This is a genomic window from Pseudomonas sp. ES3-33 (assembly GCF_000952175.1).
Taxonomy (GTDB): Bacteria; Pseudomonadota; Gammaproteobacteria; order Pseudomonadales; family Pseudomonadaceae; genus Aquipseudomonas; species Aquipseudomonas gregormendelii.
The window spans coordinates 37,959-50,315 of record NZ_JZRI01000032.1; the positions used below are offsets into that span (position 1 = coordinate 37,959).

Below are 12,357 nucleotides of genomic sequence, written 5' to 3' on the forward strand. Positions count from 1 at the left end.
TTAGCCCTCCTTGACCAGGCCGAGATCGGTCAGCACGTTGCGCGTGGCGCTGTAGTAACGCACATAGCCGGTGCAGCGGCAGACGTGGTGGCCGAGGCTGTCCTCGATCACCTGTTCCAGCTGGCTCTTGACGATCGGCTGGCGCTGCAGCTTTTCTACCAGCACGGTCGCGGCATTGACGAAACCGGGCGCGCAGTAGCTGCACTGGAAAGCGAACTCATCGACGAAGCGTTGCTGGATCGGGTTGAGCTCAGTGACTTTGCCCTGCTCATCGCGGGTGGCATGGCCTTCGATGGTCCGTACTTTCTTGCCTTCGAAATAGTGCGCACCGGTGATGCAGGTGCGCACTTCCTCGCTGGTGCCGTCGGGGTTGTCGACGATCACCACGCAGGCATGGCAGATGCCCTGGCCGCAGCCCAGGCGGGAACCGGTGAGGTTCTTGTATTCGTGCAGGTAGTCGATCATCGGCAGGTCATCAGGGATGTCCACCGGGCCGACGGTTTGACCGTTGAGGGTCAGTTGAAGCGGACGGTTAGCCATTGAGGGCCTCCTTGATGCGGGCAGAAGTGATAGGCAGGTCGCGAACGCGCTTGCCGATGGCGTGGGCCACGGCGTTACCGATGGCACCCACGACCGGGATCATCACCACTTCGGCGATGCCTTTGGAGGGGTCGCTCGGGGACAGCGGCGGCAGGATTTCCGCCGTCTGCTTCCAGACCGCGACGTGGCGCGCCATGGGCAGGCGATAGCGGTTGAAGTTCCAGTCACCCTCCCCAGGTCCGCCTTCGTACAGCGGCATTTCTTCCAGCAGCGCATGGCCGATGCCCATTGCAATGCCACCTTCAAGCTGGCCCCTGACCAGTTCTTCCACCAATACCCGACCGCACTCGACCCACGAGTGATGGTTGAGCACCTGCACTTCGGCCGAGCCCTTGTTCACTTTCAGCTCAACCAGGGTTGCCACCGGGCTGTAGTAAGTCACTGCGGCGTTGTTCAATTGGGTGTCCGGGTAGTGCACGTTCTGCCGATCAAGCAGATGGAAGCCAGCGCTGTTCATCTGCGCCTTCTTCGCGCTCGGGGCGCCGTCGCCGTACTTCACCGCCAGGCTGTCGAGCGGCAGGCGCTCGCGCACGCCATCGATGCTGAACTCGGCCTCGGCCCAACTCCAGCGGTTAAAACCGTGCACGGTGGCGCCGGTGACCAGACCTTTTTCGTGAGCGTGTCTGGCCAACTGCTCGAAGCTCAGCGGCTGCATGCCGTTGGCGGTGAGTTTGCCGTCGACCCAGTGCGCGTCTTCCCGGCGCACCACGTAGGGGTTGGCCTGGCCGCCATAAGGTCCCTGGCGCCAGATCTGCAGCGCGGCCGGCCACAGGCCGTGGTTGAACAGCACGCGTGCCGCTTCGCGGGTGGCGTGGCTGAAATAGTAGGCCGAGTTGGTGGCCGACGAGGCCGAGGCCAGTTTGCCGACCCAGCGCGGGTTGCGCAGCAAGGTGTCCTGCTCGGCCTGGCTCATGATGTACGGGTTGCCGCCGGTGATCAGCTGCAGCTCTTGCCATTCAGTCTCGCCGGTCTTCACTTCGTGAGCCGGGCTGCCGAGGAAATCGGCCACGACCATGGCTTGGGAGGTGGACATGCCGGTGCCGATTTCAATCCCGATATGGCGCAGGTGAATGCGCCCTTCGGCGTTGAATTCGATGCTCGCCATCGGCGCTTCGGAACCGGTGCCGAAGTCCTTTTGGCAAATGGCGAAGCCGACGCCGTACCAGTGGTCCGGGTCCTGGGCTTCGCGTTGCTGCTTGAGCTTGTCGCGGTTTTTCCAGACCTCGTGCACAGCCGCTTTGTCGAGAATCTCGTGCAGGCGCAAGGCACCCGCCGGCACCGCACCCTGGGTATTTTTCATGCCCGAGACCATGGCGTTTTTCTTGCGCAGGTCGATGGCGTCGATGCCCAGGCGACCGGCAATTTCGTCAACCATCATCTCGGTCGAAGCCATGCTCTGCAGGGTGCCGTAGCCACGCATCGAGCCGGCTTCCACAGCGCGGGAATGGTAGGCCGTGACCTGCAGATCGTTCTGCGGCATGTAGTAGATCGACTGCGCCGCTGTGGCGCCAACCGCCGCTACCGACGGGCTGTAGTTGACGCGTCCGCCACCGTCGACGCTCATTTCGGCGCGGAAAATCTTGAAGCTGTGATCGGTCTTGTCCACCGCCAGTTGATAGCGGATATCGAACGGGTGGCGCTTGATGCCGCTCTGGAACTGCTCGTAGCGGTCGTTGGCCAGGCGCACCGGCACACCAGCCCCGTACAGGGCGGCGAGGGCGGCGTAATAGACAAAAATATTGTGGTCTTTGGAACCGTAACCCACGGTGTAGCCCGGGTGCATGTTGAGGTTGGCCAGGCCGAAACGCGACGGCGCGATCATCTTCGCGGTCTCGGTGGCGGTCTCCAGCGGGCACTGGGTGGCCACCACGAAATGCAGGGTCTTGGTCGCAGGGTCGTACCAGCCGTTGCCGTTGTCCGGCTCCATGGCTGCAGGCTCGATGGACGGCGTCTTGTAGCGCTCGTCGAACACCAGCCAGTTGTCGGGCGGGGTGTCGATCTGCTGCTTCATGCGATCGGCATAGAACAGCCCGCGCTCGGTCAGGTTGCCGTGCAGGTTGGGCTGCGAATCCCAGACCGGACGACGGTTGCGCAGCATCGGGAACAGGATCGAATCCTTGAGGCTGGCGAATTCATCTTCGTCCGCCGAAGTCGCACCGCCGACCCGCACGTAGCGGAAGCTGCCGTAGGGATCACCTTCGTAGTACGGCACCTGGGCACCGTAGCGAATGGCCTTGTCGTTGAACTTGAGTTTGGCCTTGGCCTGGCGGAAGCGCTCGAAGTCATTCCAGATGAGTATCGCGACCGGATGACCGATGAACATCGGCACCTTGCCGACTGGCAGCAGCGGGTCCGGGGCATGCTCTTCGGGGAAGACGATGCCGTCTTTCTCCAGGTCTTCTGCGGTGACGATACGGTCCGGCTGCAAGTCGGCACCGAGCCACGCCAAGTCATAACCGGCGTAGAGGCGGTCGGCCTTGGTGATTTTCAGCAGCATGGCGTGACCTTGCTGTTCGGGCCAGCCCGGCATGTCCTTGGCGCGGATGTCGCGAGCAAAAACCTTGCTGCCGCACACCTTGGACAGGGCATCGTTACGCGAGCGCGCCTTGCCGTTGTTGCCGAGCCATTGCTCGGACGGCACGGTCACGCTGTTCTCCATCAAGGCGGCCAGGGCCTGGGAGCTGAGCGGCGTAAGCGTCACGCTCACCCCCGCCACCAGCCCGCCCTGTAGGAACGAGCGCCGGGATATATCACGGTTGGACATGGATCATCCTCTGAGCGGTTATGGGCCCGCCCTTCTGGTTATGTTCTGGGAATCTCGAGTCTTGCAGGAACCCTTTTAGGACGGAGCAAAGGGCTGTGGTGACAGTGCAAAGCTGACCGAAAGGTTAACTTTAAAGGTTTATGCGCTCGGGGCAAACAACCAGTTACAAAAAACTGACTGGAAGATCAAAATTTCCGGATTTGCGGGGGTGTCTGGGCAGTCAAATTGCTGTCGGATGCACCATCGTCTTCGCGGGCAAGCCCGGCTCCCACAGAGATATCTGCCGTACATAAATGCTGCGCCCACCACCAATACCTGTGGGAGGGGCGGTGCGACGATTCGACTTGCCCGCGATGGCAATCTTCCTGCCACATCAATGTCGAATATGCAGATGCCATCGCCAGCAGGCTGGCTCCCACAGTGGTCTGCGCCGAACACAAATACTGCGTCCACCACCATTCCACTGTGGGAGCAACTGTCTTCCCCCTGCCGATGACACCTGAACCGGGGTCATCGCAGGCAAAGGCGCGTGAGCGATCCTAGAAATCCACTGTCGCCGAAAGCAGGTACGTGCGTGGCGTGGATAGCGTCAAGCCAGGCTCGCTGTCATCTGAGGCGCCTGCGGAGCTCCAGTAGCGTTTGTCCGCGACGTTCTCGACGTTGCCGCGCAGGGTGATGGTCTTGTCGTCGACCTTGAACGCGTAGCGGGCGCCCACGTCGAAGCGTTCCCAGGAGTCGATTTCCTTGTTGTTGGACTGGTCCAGGTACTGCGAGCTGGAGTAGATGCCACGCGTGGTCAGGGTCAGGCCCTGGACGGTGGGCACGTCCCACTCGGCACCGAGGTTGACGTTGTATTTGGGCGTTGCGGGCGCGCGGTTGCCGTCGAAAGCGCCGTTGGTGGTGTGGGTCAATTCGCTGTCGATGTACATCACCCCACCGAGCAGGCGAAAGCCATCCAGGGGTTCGCCGAACACACTCAGCTCCACACCTTTGTTCTCGCGTTTGCCGTTCGGGCCGAAGACCCGCGTGGTCGCGTTGGTTTCGTATGCCGGCTGCTTGATGCGGAAGACCGCCGCAGTAACCGCGAACGGGCCGGCGTCGTATTTGGCGCCGACCTCGACCTGGCGACTGACGAAGGGCGGGAAGATTTCGTCTTCGTTGACCGAGGTCGACGGGGCGATCTTGCCTTGGCTCAAGCCCTCCATGTAGTTGGCGTACAGCGACAACTTGTCAGTGGCCTTGAACAGGATACCGCCCGACGGCGAGACTTTTTCTTCGTCATAGGCAGTGGCGCCCTTGATGTTGTCGGACCAGTCATCGACCTTCACCCGCTGCCACCGCGCGCCGAGGGTCAACAGCAGGCGATCCTCGAAGAACCCCTGGGTGTCGGACAAGGCCACACCGCTGAAGCGGTTCTCGGTGTAGACCTTGGCATCCTGGCGGGTTGGCCTGGCCGGGGTGGGGGTTTGCACCGGATCGTAGAGATTGCTGGGCGCGGCAGCATAACGGGCGCCGCCGTTTTCGAAATCCATGTAAAAGTAGCTGGCCGCGAGATTGACCTCGTGGCTGACCGGGCCGGTTTTAAACCAGTTACGCACGCCGGCCGTGGCCGTGCGCACATTCTCGTCGCGGGTGAAGTCGCGGGGTTGGACGCTGAAATCGCCAGCATCGTTGGTGACCGAAACCGCATGCCGGAGGAAGTCATGATTACTTTTGCGTGCGCCAACTCCGCCATACAGCATGACCGAATCGTTGACGTCGAACTCGCCATTGACGGTGCCGAACGTGTCTTCGGTGCGCGCCTTGCTCCAGGCCTGCGCGTAGTTGTGGCGGACATCGCCGGCATGCGGGACCTGGGCATTGACGCCAACCTGCACCCGTTCCTGGGGCGCATCGGTATTGCGCTCGGTGTGGCCGATGTCTGTCGAGAGCCGCAGGCGCTCTGCGCGAAAGTCCAGGCCGAGTACGGCAATCTCGCGGTCGATGCTCTGGTGATCCCACTCGGTGTCGCCGGACTGTTTCACGCCGTTGAAGCGCAGGCCGAACTTGTCGTCTTCACCGAAGCGTCGACCGACGTCCACCGCGCCACCGAGCTGGTTGTTGGAGGCGTAGCTGCCGGTGAATGAAGTGATCGGCTTGTCGGTGGCACGCTTGGGTACCACGTTGATCCCGCCACCCACGCTGCCCCGCGGCGAAATGCCGTTGATGAGCTGGCTGGGGCCCTTGAGGATGTCCACGCGATCAGCCATTTCCATGTCAATGGTGTAAGTCGGCAATACGCCATAGAGGCCGTTGTAGGCGACGTCACTGTTGAACAGGCTCAGCCCGCGAATGGTGAATTGCTCGTAACGCCCGCCGGCAGGGTTAGTGGCGCGAACCGATGGGTCGTTGGCGATCAGGTCACCCAAGGTCCGGGCTTGCTGGTTCTCGATCACCTCGCTGGTGTAGGTGGTCATGCTGAAGGGCGTTTCCATGAAGTCTTTCGAGCCGAGCAAGCCTTGGGACCCGCGACGCGCAACCTGGCCTCCGGCGAACACCTCGCTGCCCTCCCCGACCGTGGCGCCGAGAATCGAGGTGGGGGCCAGCTGCAAGCTGCTGCCTTCCGGGGCCGGGGTGAGAATGTACGCTTGCTCACCTACCGCCTGCAGTTGCAGACCGGAACCCTGCAACAACCGGGCAAAGCCCTCCTCGACGGCGAACTCACCGGACAGCCCGCCACTGCTGCGGCCGCTGACCAGGGCCGGGTCCACCGACAGATTGACCCCGGACAGACCGGCAAACCGGGTCAATGCATCGCTCAGGCTGCCGGCCGGCACCTGATAGCTGCGCCGGTTACCGTCCTCGGCCCAGGTTGGGGAGATCAACCATGGACTGGCACTCAGGCCCAGCATCAGGCTGAGGTGCAACAACGGTCGCAGGCGCGGGGAAGAAGCGTTAGGCATTTGAATAGGCTCTCTTGATTCGTTCACATGCCTTCAATGACAGGCGAGTCGAAAAAAGGGGCCAGGGTTTACACACTATTTTTGCGCGGCAGCAACATGACCCAGTAGCGAGTCCGGGAATGCACCTCCAGCGGCAGACTGGCGGCGAGCAGCGCGAGTACCCGGTCAGTGTCGTCCAGACGGAAGCTGCCGGTGACTCGCAGGGTTTCCAGCTCCGGATCCCAGCGCAGGACACCCGGTCGATAGGTGCTCAGTTCACGCAGGAAGTCCCCCAGCGGCTGGTCCTTCGCCATCAGCACGCCCTCGCGCCAACCCGGCGCCAAGGTGTCGAATGCGCTGATGGATCCGGCACCGGCGGCCTGCAGGCTGACCTGCTGGCCCGCGCGCAAGGCCAGGGCCGCCCCATGCAAAGGCTGTAACTGGACGGCGCCGTTGTAGACCGAAACCCAACAGCCGCGTGCGTCCTGGCGAACGCAGACTTCACTGCGGCTGACGATGACATTGCCAAAACGGGTCTGGATCGTCAGCGGCGAATCACCGGGCACTGTCAGGGACATTTCGCCCTCGATCAGCTTGACGCGGCGTGCCTGCAGGTCCACATCGACCGCGCTGGCCGTGTTGAGCTGCAGCGCGCTGCCGTCGGCAAGCCGGGTCTGCTGACGCTCGCCGGTGGCGGTGTGCAAATCGGCGCGCCAGGCATCCAGCGGCAGTTGCCGACTGATCAGCCACGCCGCCGGCACCAGGGCCACCGCGCCCAGGGCGCGCTTGAGCACTTTGCGCCGCGCCGGATCCGGACGATCCAGGCTGCTCAGTGCCAGCCCCGATGGCAGGTCGGCAAAACGCTGGCGCAGCGCCTGGGCTTTCTGCCAGGCCTGCTCGTGGGTGGCGCAGGTATCACGCCAGCGCTGCAAGTTCACGCGATCCTGCTCGTTGGCACCGCCTGATTCCAGCAACGCAAGCCATTGCGCGGCTGCACGAACGGCCTGGCGCGAGTCGGACGCCTGAGTGTTCATAGGTCCACCAACAGGCAATGTTCATAAGCCTGAGCCATGTAACGCTTGATGGTACGTTCGGACACTTGCAGGCGTTCCGCGATTTGCCCGTAGGTCAGGCCTTCGAGCTGGCTCCACAAAAACGCCCGGCGCACCGCCCGCGGCAAGCCGTCGAGCAGCTCATCCAGCGCTTGCAGCGTTTCCAGCAGCAGCCAGCGTTGCTCGGGGGATGGCGCACAGTCCTCCGGCATCGCCGCCAAGGCGGCGAGATAGGCCTGTTCCAGGCTCCGGCGCTGGTAGAAGTTGCTCAGCAGGCGTTTGCCCACAGTCAGCAGATAGGCACGGGGCTCTTGCAGGTCCGCGATCCGCTGCGAACTGGCAAGCACCCGCAGGAAAGTGTCCTGGCTCAGATCAGCCGCATCGCAGCCGTTGCCCAAGCGCCTCCCCAACCAGGTTTCAAGCCAGCCACGGTGATCGCGGTACAGGTCGTGAAGCGTTGGCTCCTTCGGCATCACTGCATCACTCATCTAGAAGCCCTGTGCCAGGAGTTATCGTAAATGAGAGTGATTCTAATTAATGTCGGTGCCGGGAAGGAAGCTCTTTATGCATTGAGCGCGCAGAAAGGCCCGCCTGCAGGGGCGAGCTTGCTCCTACAGGACGGGGGCAGCAGTTCAGGAAAATGGCAAATCGCAGACACAAAAAACCCCGGTCTTTCGACCAGGGTTTTTGCTATCGACTCGAAGTCACCAACGGCTTCTTCGTAGCTCCAAGGCGTTCAGTGGGCCTTGTAGCAGATATGGCGCAGCGGACGGGACTCGAACCCGCGACCCCCGGCGTGACAGGCCGGTATTCTAACCGACTGAACTACCGCTGCGTATCGCTTTGGACTTGCGTCCTAACTCGTCTGATCAGAAGCTCCGAGATTTTTCAATCTCTCTTTTGATCTCGAATCAGGTCAGACCTGACTCGGAAAATATGGCGCAGCGGACGGGACTCGAACCCGCGACCCCCGGCGTGACAGGCCGGTATTCTAACCGACTGAACTACCGCTGCGCGTCGGTGGAGGCTTTTAAGGCTTCCATCTTGCTTTCGCAAGACTCTCGGAAGTGGTGGGTGATGACGGGATCGAACCGCCGACATTCTGCTTGTAAGGCAGACGCTCTCCCAGCTGAGCTAATCACCCGTTTGCATCTCCGAGGCCGCGAAATTTACGCAGGTAGCGAACCTAAGTCAATAGCAGGATTGAAGTTTTTCTGAAAAAGACAAAATCGTGTCAGTGGCGAATGGTTATGCCGTCAGACCGCTTTCGCGAGCAAGCCCGCGCCCACAGCGGATTGTGAGTGAACACAGGCTATGGGTCCGACACAAAGCCACTGCGCGAGCGGGCTTGCTCGCCAAAGCTGCAGAGCATCCAGCATCAATGCTGCTGCCGGTCACTCGCTGTAAATCATCTTCTTGGTCATGCCGCCGTCCACCACAAACTCCTGCCCCGTGACAAAGCCGGCGTTCCTCGACAGCAACCAGGCCACCATTGCCGCGACATCCTCCACCGTCCCCACCCTGCCCGCCGGATGCTGGGTATGGTCGGCGTCGGACAACGGCTCGGCGCGGCGCGCTGAAGGGTCGCGTGCATCGATCCAGCCCGGGCTGACGGCATTGACCCGAATCTCCGGCCCCAGGCTGATGGCCAGCGCATGAGTCAGGGCCAACAGGCCGCCCTTGCTCGCCGCGTAGGCTTCACTGTCGGGTTCCGACTGGCTGGCGCGGGTCGAGGCCAGGTTGACGATCGAGCCGCTGTGAGCACGCAGGTACGGCGCACAGTGCTTTGCCAGCAACATAGGGCCACTGAGATTGACCGCCAGCACCCGATTCCAGTAGGCCAGATCGAGACTTTCCAGGGTGATGTTGTGTGGCTCGGCTACTGCCGCGTTGCACACGAGCGCATCGAGCCGCCCGAACTGCCCGAGCACCTCGGCCACCCCCAGCGCTACCTGACCCTCGTTCGAGACGTCCATGGCGATGAACCAGGCGTTATCACCCAGCACCTTCGCCACTTTCGAACCACGGACCCGATCCAGGTCGGTCAGCACGACTTGCCAGCCTTCGCTAATCAACCAGGCCGAAATGCCCAGGCCGATGCCGCGCGCAGCACCCGTGACCAGCGCGACGCGGCCATTGGTGCCCGTGCCGGGCGCAGACATTTCGATCACAGCGCAGCCAGGCCGCGCGTCAGATCGGCTTGCAGGTCCGCCACGTCTTCCAGACCCACCGCGACGCGGATCAGGCTGTCGCGGATCCCTGCGGCTTCACGCTCCTGCGGCGCCAGGCGGCCGTGGGAGGTGGTGCTTGGGTGGGTAATGGTGGTTTTGCTGTCCCCCAGATTGGCGGTGATCGAGATCAGGCGAGTCGCATCGATAAAGCGCCACGCACCCTCTTTGCCCCCCTTGACCTCAAAACTCACCACCGCGCCAAAGCCCTTCTGCTGGCGCAAGGCCAACTCATGCTGTGGATGGCTCTTGAGACCGGCGTAATGGACTTTCTCGATACCGTCCTGCTGCTCCAGCCATTCGGCCAGTTGCTGGGCGTTGGCGCAGTGCGCCTTCATGCGCAGGCCGAGGGTTTCCAGGCCCTTGAGGAAGATCCAGGCGTTGAACGGGCTGAGGGTTGGCCCGGCAGTGCGCAGAAAGCCGACGACTTCTTTCATGTGCTCGCCACGACCGGCAACCACGCCGCCCATGCAACGACCCTGGCCGTCGATGAACTTGGTCGCCGAGTGCACGACGATGTCCGCGCCCATCTTCAGCGGCTGCTGCAACGCAGGGGTGCAGAAACAATTGTCCACGACCAGCATCGCGCCCTTGGCATGGGCAATTTTCGCCAGTTCGGCGATGTCCACCAGCTCTGCCAGCGGGTTGGACGGCGACTCGACGAACAATAATTTGGTATTGGCCTTGATGGCCGCATCCCAGCCGGACAGTTCCGCCAGGGGCACGTAATCGACCTCTACGCCGAAACGCTTGAAATATTTTTCAAACAGGCTGATGGTCGAACCGAATACGCTGCGCGACACCAGCACATGATCACCGGCGCTGCACAGGCTCATGACCACAGCCATGATCGCTGCCATGCCGGTGGCAGTGGCCACGGCTTGCTCGGCGCCTTCAAGCGCGGCAATGCGCTCTTCGAACGCACGCACGGTCGGGTTGGTGTAGCGCGAGTAAACGTTGCCCGGCACTTCCCCGGCAAATCGCGCCGCGGCGTCGGCAGCGGTGCGGAAGACGTAGCTGGAAGTGAAGAACATCGGATCACCGTGTTCGCCTTCCGGCGTGCGGTGCTGGCCGGCGCGTACGGCCAGGGTATCGAACGCTACGCCTTCGAGGTCGCTGTCCAGCCGACCGGCATCCCAATCCTGACTCATGCTGTCACTCCTTGCCTTACTCGGTAATGGATACTAAACCGGCCTGTGAGAACAACGCTCGCCCGCGATGGCGTCTTTACAAACGCCATCGCGGGCAAGCCTTGCTCCCACAGGCCGGCCAGTTACTCAGTTGTTGTACAGATCAATGATCGCGCTGACTGCCTGGGTCTTGACCTTGGAGGCATCGTTGCGTGCCTGCTCGATCTTGTTCAGGTAAGCCTCGTCGACATCACCTGTGACGTACTGGCCGTCGAACACCGCGCAATCGAACTTGTCGATCTTGATCTTGCCGCCACCGACCGCTTCGATCAAGTCAGGCAGGTCCTGGTAGATCAGCCAGTCAGCACCGATCAGGTCAGCCACGTCCTGGGTCGAACGGTTGTGGGCGATCAGTTCGTGGGCGCTCGGCATGTCGATGCCATACACGTTCGGGTAACGAACGGCCGGTGCCGCGGAGCAGAAGTAGACGTTCTTGGCGCCGGCTTCGCGGGCCATCTGGATGATCTGCTTGCAGGTCGTGCCGCGAACGATCGAGTCGTCCACCAGCATGACGTTCTTGCCGCGGAATTCCAGTTCGATGGCGTTAAGCTTCTGGCGTACGGATTTTTTCCGCGCTGCCTGGCCCGGCATGATGAAGGTCCGGCCGATGTAGCGGTTCTTCACGAAGCCTTCGCGGAATTTCACGCCCAAGTGGTTCGCCAGTTCCAGGGCCGCGGTGCGGCTGGTGTCCGGAATCGGGATGACCACGTCGATGTCGTGATCCGGACGCTCGCGCAGGATCTTCTCGGCCAGCTTCTCGCCCATGCGCAGGCGGGCCTTGTAGACCGATACACCGTCGATGATCGAGTCCGGACGCGCCAGGTAGACGTGTTCGAAGATGCACGGGGTCAGGGACGGGTTGTTTGCGCACTGGCGGGTGTGCAGCTTGCCGTCTTCAGTGATGTAGACCGCTTCGCCGGGTGCCAGGTCGCGAATCAGGGTGAAACCGAGCACGTCCAGGGACACGCTTTCGGAGGCGATCATGTATTCGACGCCCTCGTCGGTGTGACGCTGGCCGAAGACGATCGGACGGATGCCGTGCGGGTCACGGAAACCGACGATGCCGTAGCCGGTCACCATCGCCACGACCGCGTAGCCACCGACGCAACGATTGTGCACGTCTGTGACCGCGGCGAACACGTCTTCTTCGGTTGGCTGCAACTTGCCGCGCTGGGCCAGTTCGTGAGCGAACACGTTGAGCAGTACTTCCGAATCGGAATTGGTATTGACGTGGCGCAGGTCAGATTCGTAAATCTCCTTGGCCAGCTGTTCAACGTTGGTCAGGTTACCGTTGTGCGCCAAGGTAATGCCGTAAGGCGAGTTGACGTAGAACGGTTGAGCTTCGGCCGAAGTCGAGCTGCCAGCGGTCGGGTAACGGACATGGCCGATACCCATGTGACCGACCAGGCGCTGCATGTGACGCTGATGGAACACGTCACGCACCAGGCCATTGTCCTTGCGCAGGAATAACCGGCCATCATGGCTGGTCACGATACCGGCAGCGTCCTGGCCGCGGTGCTGGAGGACGGTTAGCGCGTCATACAGCGCCTGATTGACGTTCGACTTACCGACGATACCGACGATGCCACACATGCGACGCAA

8 protein-coding genes and 3 tRNA genes are annotated in these 12,357 nt (G+C 62.1%); all 11 read right to left on the reverse strand.

The annotated features are described in order from the left end of the window. The 11 genes from UB23_RS03450 to purF all read right to left on the reverse strand — a co-directional run bounded on the left by UB23_RS03450 (position 1) and on the right by purF (position 12,348). Positions 1–540: a (2Fe-2S)-binding protein gene (locus UB23_RS03450; RefSeq protein ID WP_045057932.1), complete on the reverse strand. Its 540-nt coding sequence runs from the start codon at positions 538–540 to the stop codon at positions 1–3. After that, positions 533–3,364 (reverse strand): xanthine dehydrogenase family protein molybdopterin-binding subunit, encoded by a 2,832-nt coding sequence (locus tag UB23_RS03455; RefSeq protein WP_045057933.1) that lies wholly within the window; start codon positions 3,362–3,364, stop codon positions 533–535. The genes UB23_RS03450 and UB23_RS03455 overlap by 8 nt, the downstream gene beginning before the upstream one ends. A gap of 539 nt (positions 3,365–3,903) precedes the next feature. Then, the gene (locus UB23_RS03460; protein ID WP_045057934.1) at positions 3,904–6,306 is read right to left on the reverse strand and encodes a TonB-dependent receptor; all 2,403 of its coding nucleotides are present in this window, start codon (positions 6,304–6,306) and stop codon (positions 3,904–3,906) included. A gap of 68 nt (positions 6,307–6,374) precedes the next feature. Continuing rightward, the gene (locus UB23_RS03465) at positions 6,375–7,319 is read right to left on the reverse strand and encodes a FecR domain-containing protein (RefSeq protein ID WP_045057935.1); all 945 of its coding nucleotides are present in this window, start codon (positions 7,317–7,319) and stop codon (positions 6,375–6,377) included. Beyond that, positions 7,316–7,825 carry a sigma-70 family RNA polymerase sigma factor gene (locus UB23_RS03470; RefSeq protein WP_045057936.1) on the reverse strand — a complete coding sequence of 170 codons (510 nt, stop codon included), beginning with the start codon at positions 7,823–7,825 and terminating at the stop codon, positions 7,316–7,318. Before UB23_RS03470 ends, UB23_RS03465 begins: the two co-directional genes overlap by 4 nt. Positions 7,826–8,095: 270 nt before the next feature. After that, positions 8,096–8,172: transfer RNA gene (locus tag UB23_RS03475), tRNA-Asp, on the reverse strand. 102 nt (positions 8,173–8,274) lie between these two features. Further along, positions 8,275–8,351 (reverse strand) — tRNA-Asp (locus UB23_RS03480). A 54-nt stretch (positions 8,352–8,405) separates the two neighbouring features. Continuing rightward, positions 8,406–8,481, reverse strand: a tRNA-Val gene (locus tag UB23_RS03485). 250 nt (positions 8,482–8,731) lie between these two features. Further along, positions 8,732–9,499 carry an SDR family oxidoreductase gene (locus tag UB23_RS03490; RefSeq protein WP_177328522.1) on the reverse strand — a complete coding sequence of 256 codons (768 nt, stop codon included), beginning with the start codon at positions 9,497–9,499 and terminating at the stop codon, positions 8,732–8,734. A gap of 5 nt (positions 9,500–9,504) precedes the next feature. Continuing rightward, complete coding sequence (locus UB23_RS03495; RefSeq protein WP_045057938.1) at positions 9,505–10,716, reverse strand: O-succinylhomoserine sulfhydrylase; 1,212 nt, start codon at positions 10,714–10,716, stop codon at positions 9,505–9,507. A 126-nt stretch (positions 10,717–10,842) separates the two neighbouring features. After that, positions 10,843–12,348: an amidophosphoribosyltransferase gene (gene purF / locus UB23_RS03500; RefSeq protein WP_045057939.1), complete on the reverse strand. Its 1,506-nt coding sequence runs from the start codon at positions 12,346–12,348 to the stop codon at positions 10,843–10,845. Between the last annotated feature and the right edge of the window lie 9 nt (positions 12,349–12,357).